This is a genomic window from Saccharopolyspora sp. NPDC045941 (genome assembly GCF_056431445.1).
In genome coordinates, this window is sequence record NZ_JBWKKU010000013.1 from 1 (window position 1) to 26341 (window position 26341).

Sequence of the window (26341 nt, forward strand, 5' to 3'; positions counted from 1 at the left end):
CGGCAACAACGTCGCGAACTTCGCCGCCAGTGACCGCTCGACCTCTACCGCAACCGCCATACCCCATGATGATCGATATCAAGCTAAAAGATCAAATTATTTCCCGGCAATCCCTTAGCGGTTCTTTCAGAATGCGGCGTCCGCCGCATGCGGTGTGGGACCCAGCTCGCACCGCCGCGGGTTCACGGTGCCCACTCCTCTGGAGTTCCCCCGGCGAGGACAGCCGCGACGCCTGTCACGGCTCCCGCAGTTCAGGCGGACGGTGAGGTTCCGCCACCCGCACCGCCACCACTCCTCAACGGCGGCCGGCCCGGGTCCGCTGCGCGGAACCCGGGCCGTGCCGGTTCATCCGACGAAGACGTTCAGCTGCATCCCCATCTGCCGGTGGTTGCCGACCGGGCACCAGAAGTCGTAGAGCCCGCGGCGCAGATCCACGGTGAGGTCGGCGGCCTGGCCCGACTGCACCACCGGCGTGCGCGCGTTCGCGACGCCGGGGCCGCTGATCTGCAGGGCGTGCGGCATGCGGCCCTCGTTGATGGCCCGGAACGTGTAGCGCCCCGGCTGCAGGAAGGCCGGCTGCAACAGCCGGTAGTCGACCATCTTGACGATCACCAGGTGCGATCCGCCGCCCACCGGTCCGGCCGGCGCCGGCGGTGCCGCGGCGGCCGACGCACTGGTGCAGACGGTCGCCACCAGTGCGAGCACACCGAGCAGCACGCTCAGCAGCACTCCCCTCGTTCTTCCGGTTTTCCTGCCGATGACCCTGTTTGCGCCCATTCCGATCAGCATTGCCGGCCCCCACGAGAAATTCGGCACCGGACCGGGAATTGCGCTAGCATTCGGAAAACCATTACCGGCCCGGCTGTTTCGACGGTGCAAGCCCGTCAAGCGTAAATCCGCGGGCCGTCCGGTTGGTGGCGGAAGTTCCCGGCGGGGCCGCTGTTGCCGGTCTTGCGATGGAAAATCCGCGACCGCGCGTGCGCATCGGCTCGGCGGCGGATTTAGGTATGGAAGTCGGTAATTACAACGCCGCAGGGTCCGCGATTCTCGCGCAAGGTGGACGGCATCGTCCCGTCCCCCGACGTTCGAGGCCGGTATGTCCCGTTCCGCTCGTCCCCGACAGGCCAACCGAATCACCCCGTTCCCCGGGCCGCCAGGCATCGGACGCCCCCTCGGCGGCCCGGGGAGCGGAGGTGCCCCCGAGTTCGCCGGGTATGCGCGCAGCTGCCGTCCAGAAGCCGCACACCGGCAGAACTCCTCCCCGGAAGCCTGATGCGAACCACCCCCGATCACGAACCGGCCGAGCAATGGCTGCCGCTGCTCGACAGCGCCGCTACCCCGATGGCGCTGCTCGACGCGAGCGGCCGCTGCGTGCACGCCAACGACGCGCTCTGCCGCGCGCTCGGATACGACCGGACCGGCCTCGTCGGACACCCGCTCGACGACTTCACCGCAGCTGAGTCCGATCCGCGAAGCACCACCGGATCAGGAACGGCCGAACGGCGATTCAGGCGTTCCGACGGCGGCACCGTGCGGCTGCTCCAATGCACGTCGCCGATCCACGACGGCGGCGGCGAGCCGGGGCTGTTCCTCTCGCAGTTCCACGAGGTCGAAGACCGCACGGAGATCGACACCCAGTGGAGCCGCGTGTTCGCCAACGCCCCCACCGGCATGGCGCTGCTGGACCACGACGGCCGTTGGACCGACGTCAACGAGGCGTGGTGCGAACTGCTCGGGTACAGCAGGCGCGAAATGCTCGAAATGCTCATCTTCGACGTCACCTACGCGCAGGACCACGAGCACTCCGCAGCTGCGCTGGCGGACCTGGCGGAGGGCCGGCTGAACACGGTCAGCCTGAAGAAGCGCTACCGGCACAAGAACGGCCATCCGATCTGGGTGCTGATCCGGACCAGCGTGGTCCCCGGCGCCGACGACCAGCCCGCGTACCTGGTCAGCCAGTGCGAGGAGCTCGGCGAGCGCGGCTCCTCCGACGTCCACCTCGCCCACCTGGCGCTGCACGACCCGCTGACCGGGCTGGCCAACCGCGCCCTGCTCGACGACCGCCTGGCGCACGTCCTCGCGGACCTCGAACGGGACGGCGGCGTGGTCGCGGTGCTCGTCGCCGACCTCGACGAGCTGAAGCCCGTCAACGACACCTACGGGCACTCCGCAGGCGACCGGCTCCTCATGACCGCCGCCGACGAACTGCTCAACGCGGCGGGCCCGACCGACACCGTGTGCCGGATCGGCGGCGACGAATTCGCCGTCGTCAGCCGGGTTCCCGATGCCCGGTCCGCCGCGGAGTTCCGCGACCGAGTCGCCCGGCGCCTCCGGGCCGAATGCGACACGCCGCACGGCGTCCTGCGGATCCGGGCCAGCGTCGGGCTGGCCACCACGACCGACCCGGCGACCCGTCCGAACGCGCTGCTGCACGAAGCCGACCGGGACATGTACCGGCGCAAGCACGACATGCGGGCGGTCGCGGAGGCGACCGCGCACTGCCCGCACTGCCAGGCCAGGAACGAGCCGCCCACCCGGCCCCAGGCGGGCGGCTGATGCGTTCGGCGGTCAGTGCGCGAACGCCGTGCCCGGCACCTCGACGCGGTCGACCTCCGGCCGGTACAGCATCAGCACCGCGGCGTCACCGATCCACACCGCGAACACGATGCCGGTGACCATGGCCGCGATCGTGACGAACGGGCCGGTCGCGTAGAAGGCGGTGACCCCGGCGATCAGCCCGATCACGGCCACCGCGAACCCGAACCAGCCGACCCAGGGCCCGAGCACCTCGCGGCGCACCATCGCGGCGCCGGTGGTCGCGGCGAACAGCGCGACCAGCAGCCCGAGCGGCCCGAGCGCGAGCCGGTGCAGCTCGGAGAGCACGAACACCGCCGACCCGCTCGCGGTCGAGATGTCCCGGCTCATCGACGCCAGCGCGGTCACCGGGAGCATGCTCAGCATCGTCATCGCCGACAGCACCACCCCGGCGGCGAACACCACCGGCGAGAACGCCTCCGCACCGCCTTCGGCGCGCTGCAACAGGTGCCTCAGGTGCCCGACGAACCACAAGAACACCACCGCCGCCAACGTCGCCAGCAGCGCGGCCAGCACCACCGTGGCCCGGTTCCCGGCGACGTAGAAGAAGGTCAGGACCGGTTCGTCCCCGGTCGGGGCGGTCGGGTTGAGGAACAAGCTGGCCAGCAGCAACACCGCCGCCACCAGACCACTCGCCGCCCCCGCGCGCTCCCATGCCCGCTCGTTCATCGCAGCCTCCTCCGCTCGGATTCCGCAAGCCACCGGGTTACCCCGACAACGACGTGAACCCAACACGACGCACCCGGCCACCGGGCCGGGAAAAACCGGCACGACGTTCCGCCACGACGGCGGCGATGCACGGCCCGTGAAGCGGTGCCAATGGGCTCTGGCATCCCGTGCGAAGGCTCCGCGATGCTGCGGTGTTGGAGGCGAACAGCAATGGCCGCGACGAAGCACTGGACGGTCGACGTCGTCTTCGACGAGGACATCGACCACACGCACGCCGAAGCGCGCCTGCGAGCACCGGCGGCCGGGGAGCTCCACGGCAAGGGCTCGGCACGGCGAAACCCGCAGGACCGCAGCGTGCCGGAGATCGGTGACGAACTAGCGGCGGCGCGAGCGCTGTTCGACCTGGCCCGCCGGCTGCTGAGAACGGCGGAAGACGAAGTCGAGCGGATGACGGGTCACCCGGCCCACCTCCACACCTGAGTCCGGCGTCAGGTGGGACGGGTTTCGCTTGGGGGATGGCCGAATTCGGTCTGGAAGACCCTGGTGAAGTGCGCGTGGCTGGCGAATCCCCAGCGGTGCGCGATGTCCGCGATCGTTCGGTGGCGGGCCGCCGGGTCCGCCAGTTCGCGGCGCGCTCCTTCGAGCCTCCGGCGTTGCAGGTAGCGCGCCGGGGAATCGCCTTCCGCGGCGAACAGCCTTCCCAGGTGGCGCACCGACATCCCGGCCGCCGCCGCTATCCGGCCCGGCGTCAGGCCCGGGTCCGGCAGGTTCCGCTCCACGAAGCCCTTCGCCACCACCAGCGGCGCTGGTGCCGCGCCGTCGGTGGCCAGCGCGCGGAGCAGGTCGAGCACCGCGTCGTCGCTCCCGGCCGCGTCGCCGGTGCGCTGCTTCGCCACCCTCGTCAGCAGCGCGCGCAGGGTGTCCAGCAGGGCGGCGGTGCGCGGCGTGCCGGATCCGAAACGCCTCGGCCTGGCAACGCCTTCCGGCAGGCAGCGGGTGGTGAACACCTCGCGCGGGACGTCCACGAGGAGCTGGCGCATCGCCGACCGCCAGGCCGCCGACGCCGCGCCCGAGCTCGGTCACGGTCCCGCAGAACTCGTGGCCCATGACCAGCGGCGCCGTCACGCCGGATTCGGGGTGGGGCGCGCCCACCGGGATCGCGTGCGGGCCGTCGACGTACTCGTGGCGGTCGCGCCCGCAGATCCCGCAGTAGGCCACCTCGATGGTCACCTCCTTCGCGCCCGGCGGTCGGGCGTCCACATCGGACACCCGGATGTCGCCCGCCCGTGGAACACCGCCGCTCTCATGCGACCACCACCTCCTTGCGGCGCAGCACCAGCGGCGCCGTTTCCCGCAGGAAGAACGACAGGACCACGACGACGGCGGCGGCGCCCGCGGCGATGAACATCGCGGCCTGCAGGCCCCAGGCGTCCGACGCCCACCCGGCGATCAGCGGCCCGAGGAACCCGCCGCACAGCTCGCCGACGCCCATGACCAGCCCCAGCGCCGTCGCCAGCGCCCCGGTGCGCACCGTCTCGGCCGGGATCGTCGATGAACAGCGTGAAGCAGCCGAGGCCGGTGTAGCTGACGATCACGACCGCACCGAGCGCGAGCGGGCTCGCCACGTTCACCACGGCGATCGGGCAGAGCACCGTCACCGCCATGAACGCGATCATCGTGGGCCGCCGCCCGATCCGGTCGGACACGGCAGGCGTGACGAAGCCCCACAGCACCCAGGCGACGCCGAAGCAGGCCATCACCGCGCTCATGGTGCCGGGCGGGAACCCCTTCCCGTCGGCCAGGTAGGTCGGGGCGAAGGTGATGATCACGACGAACCAGGTCAGGTAGCAGGCCGCGATCACCATGCACAGCACGATGTTGCGCTCCTCGAGCACCTGCCGCAGCGGCACCTGCGGGCCGCGCTCGCCGGGTGCGGCGACGGGACGCGCGCCGGGCGGCACCTCGCGCACCGCCTTGGCGACCCACGCCGCCAGCAGGAACCCGGGGCACGATCGTGAGCAGGAACGCCGTGCGCCAGCCGAACTCCTCGGCCACCCACACCACCACGACCGGGGCCAGGATGCCGCCGAGCAGGCCCGCCGAGGATCCCTGCACCAGGCCCATGTTCAGGCCCCGCCGGTGCTCCTGCGACGCCTCTACCATCAACGACTGCGCCATCGGCAGCACCGCGCCCTCGGCGATGCCCATCAGCGCCCGGGCGACGTCGAGGTCCACGCCCTTGGTCTCCGGCGCCACCCGTCGTCCAGCGCGAGCAGGGCGTAGCCCACGTTCCCGCGCAGCCAGATTTCCCGGCTCTACGACCACATCGCGGCCCTCTGCCACCAGGCCGGGTTCCGCATGCGGCCGGCGCAGGAAGCCGTTCAGTTCCCGACGATCCTCGGCCTGGTCGCGGCCCGTGAGGGGATCGCCGTGGTGCCCAGCTCGCTGCGCCGCCTGCGGCTGCCCGGGTTGTCCTACGCGCGGCTGGACCACCCCGACGCGGTGTCCCGGATCGCGATCGTCTGCCGGCCCGACCGCACGGAACTCCCGCTGGTGGCTAAGTTCTTCGAGCTGTCGGCCGCGGTCGACCTCGACGGGAACGGCTGCCCGCCTCGTCCCGATGACGGGGAACGCCGTCGGCGGAACCGTATGATCCGGGTAGGAAGACCGGTACCCGCGAGGGAGACGACGTTGCACCTCTTGGACCTGCAGACCCCTGCGCTCGTCGTCGACGCCGCGCTGCTCGACGCCAACCTGCGGACGATGGCCGAGGCGCTGCCCGGGGCCCGGCTTCGCCCGCACGTCAAGGCGCACAAGACGACCGCGCTCGCCCAGCGCCAGGCGGACATCGGGCATCGCGGCTTCACCTGCGCCACCGTGCGCGAGGTCGAGGGCATGGCCGCCGCCGGGCTCGGCGAAGACCTGTTGCTGGCCAACGAAGTTCTCGACACCCGGCGCCTCGGCGCGGTGGTGCGCGGCGGCGCCCGGGTGACGCTGGCCGTGGACTCGCCGGAAACCGTCGAAGCCGCCGCGTCCGGCGGCGTCCGCGAGGTGGTCGTCGACGTCAACGTCGGCCTGCCGCGCTGCGGCATCGATCCCTCCGCCGCGGGTGAGCTCGCCGATCTCGCTCGCAGCAAAGGACTTTACGTTCGCGGCGTGATGGGGTACGAGGGCCATCTCATGCTCCGCAAGGATCCGGCGGAGCGCGCCGAGCGCGCGGCCGAGAGCATGGCGCTGCTGCTGGTCGCGCACGAGGACGTCGGCGGCGATCTCGTCAGCGCGGGCGGCACCGGGACGTACGCGGTGAACACCTGGGCCACCGAGATCCAGGCCGGCTCCTACGCCCTGATGGACACCGCATACGCCGAGCTCGGCCTGCCGTTCCGGCAGGCCCTGACCGTCCTCGGCACCGTCATCTCGGCGTCCCCGAAGTGGGTCGTGGCCGACGTCGGGCTCAAGGCGCTCGGCATGGACCACGGCAATCCCGCGATTCCGGGCGCGCGCGTGCACTTCTGCTCCGACGAGCACCTGACCTTCACCCCGGAAACTCCGGCCCAGATCGGCGACCGGGTCCGGGTGCTGCCCGCGCACGTCGACCCGACCATCGCGCTGCACGAGCGCATCCACGTCGTCGACGGCGACGAGGTCGTCGACACCTGGCCCGTCGACCTGCGCGGCTGGTGACGCGTTCGCGATTTTCCCGGACCGGAGCCGCCCGCGGTTCGCCGTGCAATAGGGTTGCGCCACCTCGTCCGAGGCTGGCGCGGCTCGTGGATCGGAGTGGCGGTGCGGATCGGTCAGTTGATCAGCGGCCGGTATCGGTTGGCGGAGCAGATCGGTTCCGGCGGCGGCGGGACGGTCTGGCGCGCCGTCGACGAGGAACTGGGCCGGGACGTCGCGATCAAGCACGCCGTCTCGCGGGACAGCGAGCACGGCGCCGAGAGGATCCGGCGGCTGCGCACCGAGGGCAAGATCCTGGCGAAGGTGAACCACCCGAACGTCGTCACGTTGTACGACGTGGTGGACGAGGGCGGCGAATGGCTGCTGGTCATGGAATACCTCCCCGCGCCGGACCTGGCCCACCACCGCGTGCTGCCGCCCGCGCGGGTGGCCAGGCTCGGGGCGCAGCTGGCCGCGGTGCACGCCACGGGCATCCTGCACCGCGACATCAAGCCCGGGAACGTGCTCGTCACCGCCGACGACATCGCCAAGCTCGGCGACTTCGGCATCTCGCGCGCCGTGCACGCCGACGTGACCCTCACCGAGACCGGCCTGCTCTCCGGCACACCGGGTTTCGTCGCCCCCGAGGTGGCCAACGGCGCGGACCCCACCACGGCCTCCGACGTCTTCTCGCTCGGCGCCACCCTGTTCGCCGCGATCGAGGGCGTGACGCCGTTCGGCGAGTCCGGCAATCCGTTCGTGCTGCTGCGGCAGGCTGCGGCGGGCAAGGTCGCCGCGCCCAGCCCGGCACCAGCCGCCCACCGCCGACGACGGGCGGCCCGTCCGGTTCGGCGCCCACCAGGCGTTCGTCGAGCCCGAGGGCTACGGCGAGGAGTCGTGCCAGGTCGGCATCGTCCACCGCGAGTACCGCGGCGAGGACGGCCGGCTGGTCGAGCGGCTGCTCGTCGTCGTGATGGGCCCGCAACCCACCGAAGAGATCTGCCGGCTGGCCACCGCCCTCGCCGAACCGGCCGCCGCAGGCCTCCCCACCTGACCCTTCCCGAGATGCGGCGCGCATCGGAGGTCCGCAATTTCCATTGAAATCGAAGGTTCGATTTCAATGGAAATTGCGGAGGACTGGGTCCGGACGGTGGCTGCGACTCCTGCAGCGGGCCGCCACCCGCACCGCCGCGCACGACGAGCGTGGAAACGGGCCCTGCGGGTCAGGCGTCGAGGACCCGGAGGTCCGGCGGCACCAGCGTTGTGCTCTCCATCAGTTCGCGGATGAGGTTGTGGTTCAAGGTGTTCCCGACCGGCTCGCCGACCTCGTCGCGGGTCAGCCCGGGCACGCCGCCCTTCGACAGCCTGGTGCGGACGTCGACGACGTCGTGCTCCACCCGCTTCGCCGTCCACCCGGCATCCGGTTGCAGCTCGGCGAGGTGCTCGGCGGCCTGCCGCCAGGACAGCGGCTGCGGGTAGGCCTCGTGCATCAGGTAGCGCTGACCCAGGACGACCAGGAGGAGCTTCTCGGTCGGCGAGAGCTTCCACGTCCTCGGTGGCTGCGTCGGGTCGCTGTGCTGCGACGCGGGCGGCTGCCCGTCCGGCCCCGCCACGTACAGCTCCAGCAGGTGCTCGCGACCGCTCGAACCGCGCAGGAACAGCGGCGTGTACCCGGTGGTGAGCGGGACCGGCTCGTCGTCGGCGAACAGCAGCCGGGAGCCGGGGAACCGGACCGGGAGGCGCCCCGTGTTGTGCACCCACCAGTGGTCCAGCTGGTGGGTCAGCAACCCGTGGTGGCGGCTGATCCGCCGGTCGTTCTCCCCGACGCAGACGTGCACCTCCGGCCGGTTGCGGCCGAACACTATCGTCCGCCCCTCCCGCGGCCGGACCGTGATGCCCCCGGTGACCGACAACGCGAAGATCGTGCCCGGTGCCGACCCGGGCACGATGCCCCCGGTGACCGACAACGCGAAGATCGTGCCCGGTGCCGACCCGGGCACCCCGAACGCCAGGCTGCCGTGCCCGGCCGCGAGCGGACGCCCCCGGCCACCTGCAGGTTCTCGCGCATGCCCACCTCCGCTTCCTCGAACGCACCCGCAGCATTCCACGGCCGGCCGGGAGCCCTCCCGGAACCGGTGCGGCCCCGCGAGGCCGCACCGGTGCTCAGGACGTGACGGCGCACTGGCCGCGATCCTCGCGCGCGGGCCCGGCCGCGGTGGGCCGCACGTCGAAGTCGAAGATCGCCGCCGGGACGTAGAGCGTGCAGCAGGCGTTGGGGATGTCGACGATGCCGCTGATCCGCCCCTCGACGGGCGCCGAACCGAGCAGCAGGTACGCCTGCTCGCCGGTGTAGCCCCACTTCTTGAGGTACTCGACGCCGTTGAGGCAGGCGCGGCGGTAAGCGACGGTGGCGTCCATGTAGTGGTTGGTGTCCGTGTCGTGGTCCACCGAGATCCCCGAGAACGACAGGAACTCCGAGTACCGCGGCTCGACGTTGCCCGGCATGAACACCGGGTTGGTGGAGATGCCGAACTTGTCCATGCCGCCCTTGATCAGGTCGACGTGCAGGTCGATGAAGCCGCCCATCTCGATCGCGCCGCAGAAGGTGATCTCGCCGTCGCCCTGACTGAAGTGCAGATCGCCCATGGACAGCTTCGCGCCCTCGACGAAGACCGGGTAGAAGACCCGCGACCCGCGGGTGAAGTTCTTGATGTCCTGGTTTCCTCCGTTCTCCCGGGCCGGAACCGTCCGGGCGCCCTCCCGGGCGATCCGCTGCGCCTCGCTGCCGTCCGCCTGACCGGCCAGCGCCCCGGGCTCGGTCGGCGGCAGGGCCAGCGGTGGCACGCGGTTCGGGTCGGTGTCGATGAGCGCCTGCTCCCGCCGGTTCCACTTGTCCAGCAGATCGGCCGATGGCGCGGTGCCCATCAGGCCGGGGTGGGTGATGCCGGTGTAGCGGATGCCCGGCAGGTGCCGCGAGGTGCACTGCTGCCCGTGGAAGTCCCAGATCGCCTTGTAGGCGTCCGGGAAGTAGTCGGTCAGGAAGCCGCCGCCGTTGGCCTTGGCGAACACGCCCGTGTAGCCCCAGCCCTGCCCCGGGGCCTGGCCGGTCTCCTGCGGCACCTGTCCGAGGTCCAGGATGTCGACGATCAGCAGGTCGCCGGGTTCGGCGCCCTCGACGCCGATGGGGCCGCTGAGCATGTGCGTATGGTCCAGGTCGACGTCCCGGACGTCGTTGGCGGAGTCGTTGTTGCCGAGCTGGGCGTCGGTCCACTCCCGGCATTCGACGCGGAACTCCTGGCCGGGCCGGACCATCGCGGCCACCGGGACGTCCGGGTGCCAGCGGTTGTGCCCCGGCACCGCCTGCTCCCGCATCGATTTCGACTGGTCGACGCTGAAAATCACTTCTGGCATGGGAAATCCTCCTCACTGATGTGCCGGCCGGTGGGGCACGGGCACCACCCGGAAGCCCCGCACCGGCCGCACGCCGGTGGTGAACAACCACAGCGCGACGAAGACGACGACGCCGAAGATCACCAGCGCCGTCGCGATGGCGTTCGGGTTCTGCCAGTACCCGGTCAGGATCAGGAACGACGGGATCGCGGCGGTCACCCAGCCCTCGATGGCGGCGACCCAGCCGGTGTAGCGGGTGAGCCGCTCCATCTTGAGGCCCAGCAACAGGAAGAACAGCAGCCACAGGAACGACCAGTACAGCCAGATCACGCCGAACGGGCTATCCCCGAGCAGCCGGAAGTTCGCGAACGAGTAACCGAGCGCCATGATGGCGACGAACAGCGAGAACCAGCCGACGCCGCTGGAGTCGAAGTCGCCGAGCAGCCCGATCCCCACGTACAGGTAGGTGAAGCCGAACAGGTAGATGCCCGACGCGCTGAGGATCGTGACCGGGTCCGCGAGGTTCACCGCGATCAGGATCGTCGGGGTGATCACCTGGAGCGCCCCGACGAAGAGGTTGAACACGCCGATCGCCTTCGGATCGGCTTTGCCCAACAGCATGACGCCGTTGAGGAACAGCACGGCGCCGACGTACAGCAATCCGACATATGCCACAGATGACACCTCCGCTGGCGCCTGGGCCCGGTCAGGGGCGCGGGAGCCGGGACAGCGACGGATGCGGCTCGGGCGGCTTCCGGCGGGGCACCTCGGTGACCACCTCCGGTTCCGCGCCGCTGCGCTCCGCCCGGTCGAGCGCGGCGGCGAGCCGCGTCGGCACGGCGGCGAGGTGCGGTGCGGAGAAGATCCTGCGGGCAGGTCGCCCGCAGCGGAGGCATTCGTGCGAATCCGAGGCCGTCCCCATCGGCTGGTGCGTCTCGAAGCGACCGCACCGAGGGCAGTCGTACTCGTAAGTCGCCATGGCCGGTCCTTCCCCCGAAGAACTGAGACCGATGCGATCCCGCCTGCGGCCGCCGGCCGGAAATCCGCGGACCGGCAACCCAGAACCGAGGAGACTCCCGGTGCCGTGCGCTGTCAAGGGCTGCATGATCTGCGGCGACGCGGCCCCGGTCGGCTTCGGCGTGGCGCGCGGCACTGTTGACTGCGCGTGCCCGCCTACCCAATAATTTCCGCCCAACAGAGTGAGCACCCGTCGGAGCGGTCACGGCATGCAGGCGGCACCCGACACGATCAGAGTGGTGGCTGCCATGCGTCCCCGACACGATCCCCGCGGTCACATCATCCTGACCGCCTGGCTGTGCCCGGGCTGCGACGTCGCGGGTCGTTCCGCGCCCGAGAACGAGCCGGAATGCTGGAACTGCGGCGGCCCGGTCGTGGTCACCGCGCGCCCCGCGGTGCCCGTCGCCGAACCTGCCGCCGGGACCTCGGTCACCCCCTGACCGTCCGTCCACTGTGCACTCCGGTGATCGCCGAACGCCGCCTGCCTGCGCAGAGTGACTGATCGGCTACGGATCGAACTCGGGGCGAAAGACCCCTTTACCGGCGATTTACCGGCAATACCGTGACTAGTACCGGCAAAAGTCGGTGAATCCGACGACGTACTCACGTCGCCGGGGTCGACAGAGAAGCACCGGGAGTCCCGGTGGGCTCTTCGCGTTCCCCGGAAAAGCCCGGTGCGGCACTTCACCCGTCATGGGATTAACGAGGGGTCACGATGCAGATCAGCACAATCTTCAGCAACCGTCACGGCTGGGGCTGGGGCCACGGCTGGGGCTGGGGCTGGGGTTGGGGTTGGGGCGGCGGCTGGGGCGGCTGGGGCCGCGGCGGCTGGGGCGGCGGCGGCTGGGGCCGTTGGGGCGGCTGGCGCTGAGCCGGCTTTGACGTCCCGTAAGCCTCTTCCCAACCATCAACCACATCCAACCCGATAGACCAGTCCAGCATTTCCGGTAGCTCCCGTCTGAACCAAGGCGGGAGCTACTGCTGTGCCAGGAGAACCCTAGTGGTCCACACAGGACGCGAACACCGGGCGGAAGTGCCGAGGCCGATTCCCGCCGGACAGGGGCCGGCGGCGACACCATGATCGACTCATGCGTGCTTCCGACGACGTGCTGTTCGCCCACCTCCGCCGCACCAACGCGGACTTCGCCCGCCGGGTGCGGTCGATCGGGCCCGGGCAGTGGACCGATCCGACCCCCTGCGCCGAGTGGGACGTGCGCGCGCTGGTGAGCCACCTGGTGCAGGCGAACGCGATCTACCGCCTGCTGCTGCACGGCGGCGACAGCGCCCAGTTCCTGGTGATCCGCGAGCAGGACGCGCTCGGCGACGACCCCGCCGGATCGTTCGACGCCGCCGCGGCGAGCTGCCTCGCCGCCTTCGGCGAGCCCGGGGCGCTGGACCGGGTCGTGGACTACCCGTTCGGGCCGGTCGAGGGCCGCAAACTGCTCGGCCTGCTCGTCGCCGACACCGTCGTGCACAGCTGGGACCTCGCCCGCGCCACCGGCGGCCCGGAGGACCTGGACCCGTCGCTGGTCGAGTGGGTCGACGACAACTTCGAGTGGCTCTACACCGGCATCGCCGAGGGGCCGCTCGACCCGGGCAGCACGCACAGCTACTTCGCGGCGGCCGCGGCGGCTCCCGCCGACGAGACCCGCCAGCAGCGGATGCTGCGCCTGATGGGCCGCCGGCCCTGAGCTCCGCCACCGGAATTCGATCCGGAATTCGATCTTGCAGAATCCGCTCCCCCGCGCGCCCGGCTGGGCTACCTTGATCAACATCGCACGTGATCTTCGTGCGGGGAAATCGGAGGACAACAGCAGATGACCAAGAACCTGCCGGGGTCGCTGAAGCGCACCGCGGCGCTGGCCACCGCGGTCGCCGCCGCGGGCACGTTCACGAGCTTCGGGACGGCGCAGGCCGACGAACCGACCGGCGACGTGACGCCCTCGATCATCGGCGGCACACCCGCGGACCAGACCTACTCGTTCATGACGTCATTAGAGTACGAACGCAACGGGGACCCGAACTCGCACCGCTGCGGCGGCGCGCTGATCAGCCCGGAGTGGGTCGTGACGGCGGCGCACTGCGTCACCTCGCCCGACCCGAACGGCGGCGCCTACGTCGTAATGGACCCGGCGCTGCTGCACGTGCGCGTCGGCTCCAACGACCGGACCTCCGGCGGGACCATCGCCAAGCTCCAGGACATCGTGGTGCACCCCGAGTACCACTCGTACGAGGACCGCGAGCTGGGCAAGGACATCGCGCTCCTGCACCTCGACGGGCCGATCGCCGACGCGCCGGCGCCGATGGCCGACGAGATCACTGAGCCGGGCACCCCGGTCCGCGAGATCGGCTGGGGCTACGTCTCCAACGACGACGCCGGTGACCCGACCAAGCTGCCGACGCAGCTCCAGCAGCTCGACACCTCGATCATCCCGTCCGACACGCCGAAGTGCGTGGCGGGCCCGGACGGCGACACCTCCTGGGGAATCCACGACGGCGACGTCTGCGCGGACAACCCCGAGGGCGTTCGCGGTCCCTGCGGCGGCGACTCCGGTTCGCCGCTGCTGGCCAAGGAAGGCAACCGCTGGCGGGTCGTCGGCGTGGACAGCCGCGGCGTCGGCCACGTCTGCGGCGAGTCGCCCGACGTCTACACCAGCGTCGGCCACTTCCGCGGCTGGATCGACAGCGTCATCGCGTGATCTCCTGATCGCGACAGGGGCCCCGGCGGTGGATCGCACCGCCGGGGCCCCGTGCCATCAGCACCGATCGCGCCGGTCAGGTGAAATCCCGCACCACCAGGTTCACGAACGGCCCTTCCGCCGGCGGCGCGGCTCGCGGGACGTCAAAGCGCCGACAGCACGGCGTCGGTCAGCCGCCGGGCTCCGGCCGCCAGGCCGACCTGGATCGTGGTCAGCGGCGGGTACGAGTAGCACGATGCAGCGGATCGTGGTCCACCAAGCGCTGACGCCGCCCGTGTGCACTTTGTGCTGCTCTAGCGGCACAAAGTGCGCACGGGCCAAGGCCACGAGGACGAGACGCACACCGACCATTGGACCCGGACCGGCCCACCTCCTGGCGAGCTCCGGCGGCTGCGGCGGTTCGCACCACCGGCATGTTCATCACCGGTTCGATGCCCGGGCTGCGAGGGCCGCCGACTTGGACAGGCCCGGCGCCCGGTACGGCAGCTGCCGGCTGGACGCCGCGGGCGAGGGCGACGAGAACCCGGTCGCCTGGCGGCTTCCCTACAAGTAGCCGGCGCGGCGCGGCCGCATGATCGTGTTGAGATGTTCGCCCCCGCCCCGGACAGTGGTTTCGATGTCGGGCACATCGGCAAGGGACGGGGGCCGGGGATGCGGGTAGCAACAGCGTGGCGGGTCGTCGTCGGAGGCGTGCTCGCCTGCGCGATGGCCTCGTGTACGGCTCCACCGAAGCCTTCGGCCGCGTCCGTGACGGCCTCGGTGCCGGACCGCGCCGCGCAGGTCGCGCCCAGCGAGCCGCTGGTCGTCACCGCGCACGCGGGCACGCTCACCTCGGTCACCGTTACCACGGACGGGGGAAGGACGATCCCTGGTTCGCTGCGCGACGGCGGCCGCTGGTGGAGCACGACGACGCCGCTGGAGTTCGGCACCACCTACCGGGTGCACGCCTTGGCCGAAGACGTCGAGCGGAAGCCGTCGACGCCGCTGAACTCGACCTTCAGCACGATCAAGCCCGTGGACACCGTCACCGTCGAGCGGACCCGGCCCACTGACGGCGACACGGTCGGCGTCGCCATGCCGGTGTCGATCTACTTCAGCCGGCCGGTGACCGACCGGGCCGCCGTCGAGCGCCGCCTGTCGGTCGAGCCGTCGGTGCCGACCGAGGGCTCGTTCCACTGGATGAGCGACGAGCAGGTCAACTGGCGCCCCAAGGAGTTCTGGAAGTCCGGCACCATCGTCCGGGTGCGCGCGCAGCTGTACGGCGTGGACACCGGCGGCGGCGTGATGGGCACCGACGACACCGAGACCAGTTTCCTCATCGGGCGCGACCAGCGCGCGATCGGCGACGTCAACACCCACACGTTCACCGTCTTCCAGGACGGCCAGCCGATCCGGGAGCTCCCGGCCTCCTACGGCAGGAGCGTCTACCCGACCCAGTCCGGCGTCCACGTGGCCTTCGAGAAGCACACCTCGACGCGGATGCGCTCGGACACCTGGGGCGGGCCGCAGAAGGGCCAGCCCGGCTACTACGACGAGGTCCTCCCGCACGCCGTGCGCATCTCCAACAACGGCGAGTTCGTGCACGTCAACGCCGCGACGGTCGGGCAGCAGGGGGCCGCCAACGTCTCGCACGGGTGCATCAACCTGTCGCCGGCCAACGGCAAGTGGTACTTCGACTTCGTGCAGATCGGCGATCCGGTGGAGATCGTCGGCTCCGACCGGCCGCTGACCCCGGCCGACGGCGACATCCCGGACTGGACGATCCCCTACGACGAGTACATCAAGGGCAGCGCCCTCTACCAGCCGCGCTGAGCGGCGTGCCGGGGCAGGAAGGCGGCGATCGCGAGCGCGAGGAGGGCCGCGGCGGCGGCCATCGCCATGATCGCCTGGAAACCTGCCTCGGACGGCACGGTCAGCGCGCCGAACGTCGCGGTCAGCTGCGCGAGCACGGCGCCCGCCACCGCGCTGGAGACCGAGGTGCCGATGGCGCGCATCAGGGTGTTGAGGCTGTTGGCGGCCGCGGTCTCCGCGACGGGCACCGCCGCCATGATGAGCGCGGGCATCGCCCCGTAGGCGAGCCCGATGCCGGCGCCGATCACGCTGGAGACGAGCACGAGCTGCCAGACCGCGGACATCAGCACGATGCCCAGGCCGTAGCCGCAGGCCACCACGACGGCACCCAGCATCAGCGTCGTCTTCGGTCCCCGGGCCTTCGAAATGCGCGCGGACAGCGGCGCCATGGCCATCATCACCAGGCCCGACGGACCCATCGCCAGCCCCACGACGAACATCGTCTGCGCCAGGCCGTAGCCGGTGGCCGCGGGCAGCTGCAGGAGCTGCGGCAGCACGAGGGACATCGCGAACATGGCGAACCCGAACACGGCGGACGCGATGTTGGTGAGCAGCACCTGGCGGCGCGCGGTGGTGCGCAGGTCCACCAGCGGCCGGGCGACGCGCAGCTCCCAGAAGCCCCACAGCAGGAACAGCACCGCCGACGCGCCGAGCAATCCTCCGGCCCGGGTGGCGGTCCAGCCCCACTCCGCGCCCTTGGAGATCGCCAGCAGCAGGCAGATCAGCCCGGCCGACAGCCCGATCGCGCCCACGAGGTCGAAGCGCCCGCCGCTGCGTACGCCGGATTCCGGCACGAATGCCAGCACCAGCGCGGTCGCGACGGCGCCCAGGCCCGCCGACGTCCAGAAGAGCACGTGCCAATCGGTGCGTTCGGCAAGGAAGGCGGCCGCGGGCAGGCCGAACGCGCCGCCGACGCCCAGCGAGGCGCTCATCGTCGCGGTGGCCGAGCCGAGCCGTTCGACCGGGAGGACGTCGCGCATGATGCTGATCCCCAGCGGGATGACGCCCGCCGCCAGCCCCTGCAGGATCCGCCCGACGACCATCGGCGTCAGCGAGTCGCTGAGGCCGCAGACCGCCGAGCCGGCCACCAGCAGCACCAGGCTGATCAGCAGCATGCGCCGCTTGCCGTACATGTCCCCCAGCCGGCCCACGACCGGGGTCGCGACGGCCCCGGCGAGCAGCGTCGCGGTGATCGCCCACGCGGCATCGGACGCGGACGCGCCCAGCAGCGCGGGGAGCACGGGGACCAGCGGGATGACCAGGGTCTGCATCAGCGAGACCACGATCCCGCCGAAGGCCAGCACCGCCACGACGGTGTTCGCGCGCGGCGGGCCCGAGACCACGGCGTCGGCGGCTCGGGCTGGGGCGTGGGGCATGGCGGGGCCTCCGTCGGGGTGATCGGCGTTGCCGGTCCGCTACTTTAAATCAATTGAATGACTTAAAGTAGCGGGATCGGTTAACTGGTCGCAGACCGACCGGGAGGAGCCCGCATGACCGGCGAAGGCGAACAGGTTCTGGACTACCCGATTCCCAGCGCGGCGGCGCTGGAACCGCCCGCGGAGTGGGCGCGGCTGCGGCAGGGGTGCCCGGTGGCCCGGGTGTCGCTGCCCAGCGGCGACGAGGCTTCGCTGCTCACCCGCTACGACGACGTCAAGCGGGTGCTCTCCGACCCGCGGTTCACCCGGCAGCTCAGCGCCGAAGGCGCGGCCCGGATCTCGGCCAACGAGTCGGGCGGCGTGTTCAACAGCTCGCTGGCGACCGCGCTCCCCCAGTCCGGCGACGCGCACCAGCGGTGGCGGCGGATGGTCGGCAAGTGGTTCACCGCGCGGCGGATGACCGCGCTGCGGCCCGAGATCGAGGCGATGGCCGAGCGGCTCATCGACGACATGGTGGCGCGCGGCGACCACGCGGATCTCAAGGCGAGCCTCGGCTTCCCGCTGCCGGTGTGGGTCATCTGCACGATGCTCGGCGTGCCGGACAGCGACCGGGACGAGTTCGCGCACTGGTCCGACACGCTGCTCAACCTGACCCGCTACGGGCAGGCGGAGATCGACGCGGCGCAGGCCGAGTTCGTCGAGTACATGGCCGCCCACATCGCCGCCAAGCGCGCGGCGCCGGGCGACGACCTGCTCAGCGAGCTGATCGCGGGCTCCGACGCCGAAGGCCGCCGGCTCAGCGACGCGGAACTGGTGGGCACCGGCCAGGGCCTGCTGGTCGCCGGGCACGAGACCACGGCGAACATGATCGGCAAGATGGTGGCGATGCTGCTCGCCGACCGCGTGCGGTGGGAACGGCTGCTCGCGGACCGCTCCCTGGTGCGCACCGCGGTGGAGGAGGCGCTGCGGTTCGACGCCAACCCCGGCTTCGGCATGCCGCGCTACATCGGCGAGGACGCCGAGGTCGCCGACATCCGGCTGTCCGCGGGCACGACCGTGGTGTGCAGCATGGCCGCGGCCAACCGCGACGCCACTGCGTTCGACGGCGCCGACGAGATGGACCTAGGCCGCAGCCCGAACCCGCACCTGGCCTTCGGCGCCGGGGCGCACTCCTGCCTGGGCCAGGCGTTGGCCCGCACCGAGCTGCAGGCCGTGCTCGACGTGCTGCTCCGACGCCTCCCCACGCTGGAGCTCGCCGTGGCGCCGGAGGACCTCAACCGGGTCGAGGGCCTCGCCGTCGGCGGGCTCCGCGAGCTTCCGGTGCGGTGGTGACGATGGCCGGGAAGACCGCCCGGGCGGAGCGGGTCAACGCGACGCGGGAGCAGATCTTGGCGGCGGCGGAACGGCTTTTCGCCGAGCACGGGGTCTTCGCCGTGTCCAACCGCCAGGTCAGCGAGGCCGCGGGGCAGGGCAACAACACCGCGGTCGGCTACCACTTCGGCACCAAGGCCGACCTGGTGCGGGCGATCGCGCGCCGGCACTCCGAGCAGATCGAGCGGCTGCGCCTGACCATGGTCGCCGAGGCCGGCGGCTCCACCGACGTGCGGGACTGGGTGGCCTGCCTGGTCCGCCCGGTCACCGAGCACCTGGCCGCCCTCGGCAGCCCCACCTGGTTCGCCCGGTTCGGGGCGCAGGTCATGACCGATCCCGCGCTGCGCGAGATCATGATCGACGAGTCCCTCACCGCGCCGTCGCTGCTGACGGTCCTCGACGGCCTCAACCGGTGCCTGCCCGACCTGCCGGTCGACGTGCGGCTGGAGCGCGGCGACATGGCCCGCCAGCTCATGGTGCACATGTGCGCCGAGCGCGAACGCGCTCTCGCGGAAGGCACCGCCACACCGCGGAACAACTGGCAGGACGCCGCGAGCGGCTTGATCGACGCTATCGTCGGGATGTGGCTGGCACCGGTCACGCGTTGATTTCCGTTCGGCCCAGCCGAATTCCGCCCGAGGAGGATGTTCGTGAAGGTGACCGTCGACGAGGACAGGTGTTGCGGCGCAGGGCAATGCGTGCTGCTCGCCCCCGAGGTGTTCGACCAGCGGGAGGACGACGGGGTCGTGATCCTGCTCGACGCGGCACCGGCCGAGCCGCTGCACGCCGCGGTCCGCGAAGCGGCCGGCGTGTGCCCGGCGGCGGCGATCGAGCTGGGCGAGAACGCGTGAGCGCCCCCGCAGGCGTGCTGGTGGTCGGCGCGTCCGCCGCCGGCATCGCCACCGCAGACGCGTTGCGCCGCAAGGGATATCGCGATTCCCTGACCCTCCTGGGCGCCGAGTCCCACCTGCCCTACGACCGCCCGCCGTTGTCCAAGCAGGTCCTCGCCGGGACCTGGGAGGCCGAGCGGGTGCGGCTCCGGTCGCCGGAGAAGCTGGCCGAACTGGACGCCGACATCGTCCTCGGCGACCCGGCGGTCGGCCTGGATCCGGCGACCCGCACCGTCCGCACCGCCTCCGGCCGAACCCTGACCGCCGGAACCATCGTCGTGGCGACGGGGCTGCGGCCCCGCACGCTGCCCGGCCAGGACGGCCTGACCGGCGTCCACGTGCTGCGCACCCTCGACGACTCCCTGGCGCTGCGGTCCGCCCTGCTGAGCGCGCCGCGGGTGGTTGTGGTCGGGGATGGCGTCCTCGGCACCGAAATCGCCGCCACGGCAAGGGGAATGGGCGCGGACGTGACGCTGGTCGGCCCGCAGCCGGTGCCGATGGCGAGCCAGTTCGGCCCCCTGGTCGGCGGGCTGCTCGGCGAACTGCACGCCGAGCGCGGCGTCCGGCTGCGGCTGGGCACTGCCGTCGACGGGCTGACCGGGCGGGACGGCAGGGTCACCGGCGTGCGCCTGGACACCGGCGACGAACTGCCCGCCGACGTCGTCGTGGTGGCGCTCGGCGCCGCGCCGGCGACGGAATGGCTCACGGAAAGCGGGCTGCAACTGGATAACGGGCTCGTCTGCGACTCCCGCTGCCGCGCGGCGGAAGGGATCTACGGCGCCGGGGACGTGGCCCGCTGGCAGCACGACGCGCTCGGCGTCTCGCTGCGGCTGGAGAACCGGACCAACGCGACCATGCAGGCGAACGCCGTCGCGGCCAACATCCTCGGCGAGGACCAGCCCTACTCCCCCGTGCCGCACTTCTGGACAGACCAGTACGACACCAAGATCCAGGTCCACGGCCTGCCCACGGCCGCCGCCGAAGCGACCATCGTGGACGGAGACCCGGCGGACGGGCGATTCGTCGCGATGTACCGCCGCGATGGCGAGGCCGTGGGCGTGCTGGGCTGGAACATGCCCAAGCTGACCCGGTTGCGCCGCGGCGAGCTCGTCGAGGCGCTTTCCGCACCGGTCCGGTGACGACGACGCAGGAAGGCAAGCGATGATCTCAGTTCGCGAGGAATCGGCGGATGTCCCGGAGTTCCCGATGGCCCGGGCGGCGGGCTGCCCGTTCGACCCGCCGCCGGACCTGCGGTCCCGGCAGGAGGCGGGGCCGCTCGCGAAGGTCCGGCTGTGGGACGGCAGCACCCCGTGGCTGGTGACCCGCTACGCGGAGCAGCGGACGCTGCTGGCCGATCCGCGGGTCAGCGCCGACATCACCCGCCCCGGCTACCCCAGCTCGGCGCCGGTCAGGCCGGGCGGTTCCGGCGTCAGCTTCATCCTGATGGACGATCCTGAGCACGCCAGGCTGCGGCGGATGGTGACCGCGCCGTTCACCGTCAAGCGGGTGGCCGCGATGCGCCCGGCCGTGCAGAAGATCGTGGACGACCTGATCGACGAGCTGCTCGCCGGCCCGAACCCGGTGGACCTGGTCGAGGCCTTCGCGCTGCCGGTGCCCTCGCTGGTGATCTGCGAACTGCTCGGCGTGCCCTACTCCGATCACGACTTCTTCCAGGAGAACAGCAAGACCATCATCAAGCGGGACGCGAGCCCCGACGACCGCACCGCCGCGATGGGCCGGCTGGCCGGCTACCTGGACGAACTCGTCGGCGCGAAGCTCGCGAACCCCGGCGACGACCTGCTGTCCCGGCTGACCGAGCGGGTCGCGGCCGGGGAACTGGCCCGGGACGAAGCGGCGCGGATGGGCGTGCTGCTGCTGATCGCCGGGCACGAGACCACCGCGAACATGATCGCCCTCGGCACGCTCGCCCTGCTGGAGCACCCGGAACAGCTGGCGCTGTTGCGCGACACCGACGACCCGAAGCTGGTCGCCGGCGCGGTCGAGGAACTGCTGCGCTACCTGCACATCACGCACAACGGGCGACGCCGGGTGGCGCTGGAGGACATCGAGATCGACGGTCACGTCATCCGCGCCGGTGAGGGCCTGATCATGGCCAACGACATCGGCAACCGCGATCCCGAGGCGTTCCCCGACCCCGACCGGCTGGACCTCACCCGCGACGCCCGCCACCACGTGGCCTTCGGCTTCGGCGTGCACCAGTGCCTCGGGCAGCCGCTGGCGCGGATGGAGCTGCAGGTCGTCTACAGCACGCTCTACCGGCGCATCCCCACCCTGCGGCTGGCCGAGGACCTGGCGCAGATCCCGTTCAAGCACGACGGTTCCGTCTACGGCGTCTACCGCCTGCCGGTCACCTGGTGACCGCCCGACCCCGAGGAGTTCCGATGAAGGTGACCATCGACCAGGACAAGTGCGTCTCGTCCGGTCAGTGCGTGCTGGCCGCGGAAGAGGTCTTCGACCAGCGCGAGGAGGACGGCGTCGTGGTGCTGCTCAACGCGAATCCGCCCGCCGGACTCGCCGAGGACGTCCAGCAGGCCGCGATGCTGTGCCCGGCGCTGGCCATCGTCGTGGAGGACTGACAGCGGTGATCGCGCCGCGGCTCGCCTGCGGCGCGATCGTTCAGGCCTTGGCCCGTCGGCGAGCCCGGTAGGCCGCGGCCTTGACGCGGTTGCCGCACTCGTCCATCCCGCACCAGGTGCGACGGGCGCCGCGCGAGCGGTCGAGGTAGATGCGGGTGCAGTCGCTGCGGCCGCATTCCTTGAGACAGGCGTGGGGATCGCCGAGCACGGCGATACCGCTCCTGGCTATGTGAGCCAGCACCGCACGGAGATCTCCCGCGATGTGCAGCCCCGCGTCGCTGAGCTTGATCGCGGGCAGCGGTGCGGCGGCCGCGCCGTTGACGATTTGCAGGCTGTCCGTGTCGAAGGGCCGGTCGAGCACGCGATCGACGGCGAGCCGGTAGATCGCTTCGCGCAGGGACAGCGCGAACTCGAAGGTTGCGAAGTCGGCGGTGACCCGGTCCGGGAGCTCGGCGCATTCGGCCACCCACCGCTCCAGGTCCGCGGGCGCGGCCAGGGCATCGATGGGCTCGTCCCGGCGAGACCCCACGGTGCCGGTCAGGTCGAGGGCCGCGTTGCCGCTCACGAATGCGAAATCCACGTCACCATCTTGACCGGTGACGAACCTGGGTGCAATATCGTCACCTGTCAAACCGGTGACGCCAGCCCCAGGAGGAGATCGAGTGGCAGAGATCCGCGACGTCGAGGTCGTCGTCTTCGACGTCCTCGGAACGCTGGTCGACGAACCCAGCGGACTGCGAACGGCGATTCGCGAAGCGGTGCCCGCATCCGACGATGCGGCGGTCGACGAGCTGCTCGCCTCGTGGCTGGGGCACGTCGACCTCGAACAGCAACGCATCGCGCAAGGACATCGTGCATACGCCAACTCCGAGATCATCGACGGAGAGGCCGCGCGGCTGGTGGCCGACCGCGCCGGGCTCACCGATCCAGCGGCCATCGCCCGGCTGGCCACGGCGGGGCAGCGGCTGCCGCCCTGGGGCGACACCGTCGCCGGTCTGGATCGGCTCGCGGAGCACTTCGCCGTGCTCGGGCTCTCCAACGCCAGCCGCACCGCATTGATGCGCCTCAGCGCGCATGCGGGGTTGCGCTGGCACCAGGCGTTGCCCGGCGAGGCCGCCCTGGCCTACAAGCCCGCGCCGGAGGTCTACCGGCTCGCGATCGACACCGCCGGCTGCCCACGGGAACGCGTGCTCATGGTGGCCGCCCACGCCTGGGACCTCCGCGCGGCCCAGTCGACCGGCATGCGGACCGCCTACGTCCACCGGCTGGGAGGAGATCCGCCGACCAGCGCCGACACGTTCGACGGGCGGTTCGACGACCTGGACGACCTGACCACCGCCCTGACGCCGGGCTGACCAGGCCACAACCGGCCAAGCGCCGCACCCCGGCACGGGACCATGAGCCGTTTCCAAACGGGACGCAGGCCCGCGCAATGCGCGACCCCCGGAACGCAGCCGGATCCGCCGCCCATGCCCGAAGATCCGCCACGAGGCAGGTTCAGCCGGCGGCGATCCGGCCGGCTTCGGTCGCGCCTCGCCGACCAGGCCCGGCGCCTCGCCGCCGCGTACGCGGTCTACCTCGGCGCGGCCGCGCTGAACAGCGCCGCCGCACCCGAGGACGTCAAGTCCTATGTGGACATCGTACTGGGATCCTTCGGCGTGCCGGCGAACCACTAGCGGACCCGCGCCCGGAAACGAAGGAGCACACGACCTGCGCTGCCGCAGGCCGTGTGCTCCCCTGTCGAATCAGTCGGCGTGCGCGCCGCTCGCCGCGGCCTGCGGCAGCGGCGTCCCGCGCGGCGGGATCGCGTCGGCCTCGGCCGGATCGACGTTCGCCAGCGAGCCGTTGGCCGCGCTGTGCGCGATGGCCAGCATCGACCGCCGCGCCGAGTCGATCTGCGCCTGCTCGTGCTCCGCACCCATGTCGCTCAGCTCGATGAGCACGCTCCCGCTGCCGCGCAGCCCGTAGGCGTTGCGGGCGATGCCCTGGTAGTCGCCGCCCGGGTACTGCGACACGTTCGCGCCGCCCTCGGTCATCGAGCGCTGCGCCACCACCGAGATCTGCTTGGCCAGCGCGATGTCGTCCGCTTCGACGCCCGGCGTCGTCGGCCACAGCAGCGACGCGGTGATCTCGCGCCCCGAGCCGTCGACGTAGCGGCCCTGCATGTGGTAGTCGACCACGATCTGCGGCTGGAACTCCGCGTAGTGCCGCTGGATCAGGCCGGCCTCGGTGGCCGGGTTGTCCTCGGGCGCGACCGCGGGGTCGTGGTAGCGGTTGATGTCGTAGCCCTTGCCCGCCTCGCCGTACTCGGGGTCGGCGTCGGGCGCGTAGTTGTAGCGCCAGTTCTGCTCGTGTCCATCGGGATTCGCCCGCACCACGATGTCGACGGTCACCTGCGACCGCAACCAGCGCTGGTAGTCGCTCCGGCCGACGCCGACGTCGCGCAGGAACTCCAGCGCGGCGGGCGTGCCGAGCGGCTCGTCACCGTGCTGCTGCGTGACGTAGAGGATGCGCAACGGCCCGTCGCCGACCCGCGCGCTCCACACCGGCCTGCCCTGGTTGGACTCGCCGATCGCGTTCACCCGGATCGCGCCGCGGCTGCGCCACTGGAGCTCCTGCAGCTCCCGGGCGAGCTCCTCCGTGCTGGGCCGCGGTTCGACCCGACCGGGCGGCGCGGCCTGCGACGGCGCGACGAACCCCAGGATCGAAAGGACCGCTACGACAACGGAAAGCAGCGCTATGCGCGTCGACTTCACCATGACGCAGGAGTCTGCCCCGCCGAACGGCCGCACCACAAGATCCGGAGCCCAATTCCCTTGCACCGGCAACGACCTGGGCAGGCGCGGGCGGTTCGCGCGATCACCTGCGCGAGCGAACTCCGGAACCCGCGCCGAGCGGGTGATCCGGCGAATTGGCCCGGGTTCTCTTTCCGGGAATGCACCAGATGCGGGGTCGTTCTCGCCCCTAGGGTCGTGGTGTGGCAACTCGCTTCGGCCGGGGAAGGTTTCTGGAGTCGTGACGACCTGCGAGGATCCGGTGTCCGCGACCGGCCGGTCGACCGCCAGGGGCTGGCTCGCCGTGCTGGCCGTGGCGCTGGGCATCTTCTCCCTGATGACCTCCGAGCTGCTGCCGGTGGGCCTGCTGACCCCGGTCGGTTCCGAGCTGGACGTGTCGGAGGGCACCGCGGGCCTGATGCTGACGGTTCCCGGCCTCGTCGCCACCGCCTCCGCGCCGCTGGTCACGGTCGCGACCGGCCGGCTCGACCGCCGCGTCGTGCTGGCGGTCCTGATCGGCCTGGTCGGCGCCGCCAACCTCGCCTCCGCCTTCGCGACCGGCTTCACCACCGTCCTGATCGCCCGCTTCCTGATCGGCATCAGCGTCGGCGGCTTCTGGTCCGTCTCCGGCGGAATCGCGCTGCGCCTGGTGCCGGAACGGCACGCGCCCCGGGCGACCGCGGTCATCTTCGGCGGGGTCGAAACCGCGTCCGTCTTCGGCGTTCCCATCGGCACGTTCCTCGGCGACCTCACCGGCTGGCGCAACGCGTTCGCGGCCGTGGGCGTCCTCGGACTCGTCTGCCTGGTCTGCATCGCCCTGCTGATGCCGAAGGTGCCTGCCCGGCGGACCATCGGATTCGCCGACCTGCCGCGGGTTTTCCTCGGCAACGCGGGCGTGCGGGCCGGCATCGCCATCACGTTCCTCGGCGTCACCGGCCACTTCCTGGCCTACACATTCATCCGGCCGATCCTCCAGGCCGACGGCGTCGACGGCGCGCTGATCGGCGTGCTGCTGCTGGCGTTCGGCCTCGCCGGGATCTGCGGCAACTTCGTCGCCGGCGCGCTCATCGCCAGGCGGATGCGGCAGACCGCCGCGGGCATCGCCGCGATCCTCGCCCTGGCCATGGTCGTCCTCGCAGTCATCGACAACACCGCCGTCACCGCGGCCGGCGTCCTGGTGCTGTGGGGCGCGGGCTACGGCGCGCTGCCGGTCACCTTCCAGACCTGGATCCTCAAGGCCGCGCCGGAGACCACCGAGGCCGCATCCTCGCTGTACGTCTCGACGTTCAACCTGTCCATCGCGCTCGGCTCGCTCGTCGGCGGCCTGGCCGTCGACGGCATCGGCACCACGAGCGTGCTGTGGTTCGGCGCGGCGCTCGCAGTCCTCGCCCTGATCGTGGTGGGCGGATCCCGACGCGCGAAGGCCACCACCTCGCGATGAACGTCCACAAG

General features: G+C 71.4%; 29 protein-coding genes and 3 pseudogenes. 18 read left to right on the forward strand and 14 right to left on the reverse strand.

All coding sequences use genetic code 11. The features are described from left to right. Positions 1-345 precede the first annotated feature (345 nt). Positions 346-777, reverse strand: a complete 432-nt coding sequence (locus AC07FN_RS12565) for a cupredoxin domain-containing protein (protein ID WP_478395718.1) — start codon at positions 775-777, stop codon at positions 346-348. A gap of 495 nt (positions 778-1272) precedes the next feature. Here AC07FN_RS12565 and AC07FN_RS12570 point away from each other — a divergent pair, with 495 nt between their 5' ends. Then, entirely contained in the window at positions 1273-2556 is a 1284-nt protein-coding gene (locus AC07FN_RS12570) for a diguanylate cyclase domain-containing protein (RefSeq protein WP_478395719.1), read from the forward strand. Between the two features lie 12 nt (positions 2557-2568). Here the strand turns inward: AC07FN_RS12570 and AC07FN_RS12575 are convergent, their stop codons facing one another. Then, positions 2569-3264, reverse strand: coding sequence for a hypothetical protein (locus AC07FN_RS12575; protein ID WP_478395720.1), 696 nt, complete (start codon positions 3262-3264; stop codon positions 2569-2571). Between the two features lie 210 nt (positions 3265-3474). On the opposite strand from AC07FN_RS12575, the gene AC07FN_RS12580 reads away from it, so the two are divergent. Then, positions 3475-3744: a DUF1876 domain-containing protein gene (locus AC07FN_RS12580; RefSeq protein WP_478395721.1), complete on the forward strand. Its 270-nt coding sequence runs from the start codon at positions 3475-3477 to the stop codon at positions 3742-3744. 8 nt (positions 3745-3752) lie between these two features. On the opposite strand, the gene AC07FN_RS12585 is transcribed toward AC07FN_RS12580, so the two are convergent. The 5 genes and pseudogenes from AC07FN_RS12585 to AC07FN_RS12605 form a co-directional block, all read right to left on the reverse strand. Continuing rightward, positions 3753-4304, reverse strand: a complete 552-nt coding sequence (locus tag AC07FN_RS12585) for a helix-turn-helix domain-containing protein (protein ID WP_478395722.1) — start codon at positions 4302-4304, stop codon at positions 3753-3755. 55 nt (positions 4305-4359) lie between these two features. Beyond that, positions 4360-4533: pseudogene (locus tag AC07FN_RS12590) on the reverse strand (alcohol dehydrogenase catalytic domain-containing protein); the annotation flags it as partial. A 34-nt stretch (positions 4534-4567) separates the two neighbouring features. Continuing rightward, positions 4568-4795 carry a hypothetical protein gene (locus tag AC07FN_RS12595; RefSeq protein ID WP_478395868.1) on the reverse strand — a complete coding sequence of 76 codons (228 nt, stop codon included), beginning with the start codon at positions 4793-4795 and terminating at the stop codon, positions 4568-4570. Between the two features lie 94 nt (positions 4796-4889). Beyond that, a pseudogene (locus AC07FN_RS12600) lies at positions 4890-5234 on the reverse strand (MFS transporter); the annotation flags it as partial. Between the two features lie 97 nt (positions 5235-5331). After that, a pseudogene (locus tag AC07FN_RS12605) lies at positions 5332-5472 on the reverse strand (MFS transporter); the annotation flags it as partial. Between the two features lie 96 nt (positions 5473-5568). Here AC07FN_RS12605 and AC07FN_RS12610 point away from each other — a divergent pair. Together AC07FN_RS12610 and AC07FN_RS12615 are read left to right on the forward strand one after the other, a co-directional pair. Next, positions 5569-6948: an alanine racemase gene (locus AC07FN_RS12610; protein ID WP_478395862.1), complete on the forward strand. Its 1380-nt coding sequence runs from the start codon at positions 5569-5571 to the stop codon at positions 6946-6948. 102 nt (positions 6949-7050) lie between these two features. Then, positions 7051-8025, forward strand: coding sequence for a serine/threonine-protein kinase (locus AC07FN_RS12615; protein WP_478395723.1), 975 nt, complete (start codon positions 7051-7053; stop codon positions 8023-8025). A gap of 122 nt (positions 8026-8147) precedes the next feature. Here AC07FN_RS12615 and AC07FN_RS12620 read toward each other — a convergent pair whose 3' ends face one another. The 4 genes from AC07FN_RS12620 to AC07FN_RS12635 form a co-directional block, all read right to left on the reverse strand. Beyond that, entirely contained in the window at positions 8148-8891 is a 744-nt protein-coding gene (locus AC07FN_RS12620) for an FHA domain-containing protein (protein WP_478395724.1), read from the reverse strand. Between the two features lie 196 nt (positions 8892-9087). Continuing rightward, a complete protein-coding gene (gene fmdA / locus AC07FN_RS12625; protein WP_478395725.1) occupies positions 9088-10335 on the reverse strand; it encodes a formamidase in 1248 nt (415 codons plus the stop codon). Positions 10336-10347: 12 nt separating this feature from the next. Next, a complete protein-coding gene (locus AC07FN_RS12630) occupies positions 10348-10989 on the reverse strand; it encodes an AmiS/UreI family transporter (protein WP_478395726.1) in 642 nt (213 codons plus the stop codon). A gap of 31 nt (positions 10990-11020) precedes the next feature. Next, positions 11021-11293: an FmdB family zinc ribbon protein gene (locus tag AC07FN_RS12635; protein WP_478395727.1), complete on the reverse strand. Its 273-nt coding sequence runs from the start codon at positions 11291-11293 to the stop codon at positions 11021-11023. A 286-nt stretch (positions 11294-11579) separates the two neighbouring features. Between AC07FN_RS12635 and AC07FN_RS12640 the strand changes: the two genes are divergently transcribed. From AC07FN_RS12640 to AC07FN_RS12660, 5 genes are all read left to right on the forward strand, one after another. After that, a complete protein-coding gene (locus AC07FN_RS12640; RefSeq protein ID WP_478395728.1) occupies positions 11580-11771 on the forward strand; it encodes a hypothetical protein in 192 nt (63 codons plus the stop codon). 275 nt (positions 11772-12046) lie between these two features. Next, on the forward strand, positions 12047-12202 hold the full coding sequence (locus AC07FN_RS12645; RefSeq protein ID WP_478395729.1) for a hypothetical protein: 156 nt from the start codon (positions 12047-12049) through the stop codon (positions 12200-12202). A gap of 217 nt (positions 12203-12419) precedes the next feature. Beyond that, entirely contained in the window at positions 12420-13022 is a 603-nt protein-coding gene (locus AC07FN_RS12650) for a TIGR03086 family metal-binding protein (RefSeq protein WP_478395730.1), read from the forward strand. A gap of 126 nt (positions 13023-13148) precedes the next feature. Continuing rightward, positions 13149-14030, forward strand: a complete 882-nt coding sequence (locus AC07FN_RS12655) for a S1 family peptidase (protein ID WP_478395731.1) — start codon at positions 13149-13151, stop codon at positions 14028-14030. A gap of 585 nt (positions 14031-14615) precedes the next feature. Beyond that, entirely contained in the window at positions 14616-15842 is a 1227-nt protein-coding gene (locus tag AC07FN_RS12660; protein WP_478395732.1) for a L,D-transpeptidase, read from the forward strand. Here the strand turns inward: AC07FN_RS12660 and AC07FN_RS12665 are convergent. After that, a complete protein-coding gene (locus tag AC07FN_RS12665) occupies positions 15827-17257 on the reverse strand; it encodes an MFS transporter (protein ID WP_478395733.1) in 1431 nt (476 codons plus the stop codon). The genes AC07FN_RS12660 and AC07FN_RS12665 overlap by 16 nt on opposite strands. 114 nt (positions 17258-17371) lie before the next feature. Between AC07FN_RS12665 and AC07FN_RS12670 the strand changes: the two genes are divergently transcribed. The 6 genes from AC07FN_RS12670 to AC07FN_RS12695 are packed head-to-tail and all read left to right on the forward strand — an operon-like array spanning position 17372 to position 22115. Then, positions 17372-18589, forward strand: coding sequence for a cytochrome P450 (locus AC07FN_RS12670; RefSeq protein ID WP_478395734.1), 1218 nt, complete (start codon positions 17372-17374; stop codon positions 18587-18589). A 2-nt stretch (positions 18590-18591) separates the two neighbouring features. After that, on the forward strand, positions 18592-19236 hold the full coding sequence (locus AC07FN_RS12675; protein ID WP_452618079.1) for a TetR/AcrR family transcriptional regulator: 645 nt from the start codon (positions 18592-18594) through the stop codon (positions 19234-19236). A gap of 42 nt (positions 19237-19278) precedes the next feature. Continuing rightward, on the forward strand, positions 19279-19479 hold the full coding sequence (locus AC07FN_RS12680) for a ferredoxin (RefSeq protein WP_452618078.1): 201 nt from the start codon (positions 19279-19281) through the stop codon (positions 19477-19479). Beyond that, positions 19476-20657 (forward strand): NAD(P)/FAD-dependent oxidoreductase, encoded by a 1182-nt coding sequence (locus AC07FN_RS12685; RefSeq protein WP_478395735.1) that lies wholly within the window; start codon positions 19476-19478, stop codon positions 20655-20657. The genes AC07FN_RS12680 and AC07FN_RS12685 overlap by 4 nt, the downstream gene beginning before the upstream one ends. A 22-nt stretch (positions 20658-20679) precedes the next feature. Next, positions 20680-21897: a cytochrome P450 gene (locus AC07FN_RS12690; protein ID WP_478395736.1), complete on the forward strand. Its 1218-nt coding sequence runs from the start codon at positions 20680-20682 to the stop codon at positions 21895-21897. A 23-nt stretch (positions 21898-21920) separates the two neighbouring features. Next, entirely contained in the window at positions 21921-22115 is a 195-nt protein-coding gene (locus AC07FN_RS12695; RefSeq protein WP_478395737.1) for a ferredoxin, read from the forward strand. 40 nt (positions 22116-22155) lie between these two features. On the opposite strand, the gene AC07FN_RS12700 is transcribed toward AC07FN_RS12695, so the two are convergent. Further along, entirely contained in the window at positions 22156-22695 is a 540-nt protein-coding gene (locus AC07FN_RS12700; RefSeq protein ID WP_478395738.1) for a CGNR zinc finger domain-containing protein, read from the reverse strand. Positions 22696-22777: 82 nt separating this feature from the next. On the opposite strand from AC07FN_RS12700, the gene AC07FN_RS12705 reads away from it, so the two are divergent. Then, positions 22778-23470 carry a haloacid dehalogenase type II gene (locus AC07FN_RS12705; protein WP_478395739.1) on the forward strand — a complete coding sequence of 231 codons (693 nt, stop codon included), beginning with the start codon at positions 22778-22780 and terminating at the stop codon, positions 23468-23470. A 114-nt stretch (positions 23471-23584) separates the two neighbouring features. Further along, positions 23585-23791, forward strand: a complete 207-nt coding sequence (locus AC07FN_RS12710) for a hypothetical protein (RefSeq protein WP_478395740.1) — start codon at positions 23585-23587, stop codon at positions 23789-23791. 69 nt (positions 23792-23860) lie between these two features. Here AC07FN_RS12710 and AC07FN_RS12715 read toward each other — a convergent pair whose 3' ends face one another. Further along, positions 23861-24874, reverse strand: coding sequence for a M14 family zinc carboxypeptidase (locus tag AC07FN_RS12715; RefSeq protein ID WP_478395741.1), 1014 nt, complete (start codon positions 24872-24874; stop codon positions 23861-23863). 256 nt (positions 24875-25130) lie between these two features. Here AC07FN_RS12715 and AC07FN_RS12720 point away from each other — a divergent pair, with 256 nt between their 5' ends. Further along, positions 25131-26330: an MFS transporter gene (locus AC07FN_RS12720; protein WP_478395742.1), complete on the forward strand. Its 1200-nt coding sequence runs from the start codon at positions 25131-25133 to the stop codon at positions 26328-26330. The last annotated feature ends 11 nt before the right edge of the window (positions 26331-26341 follow it).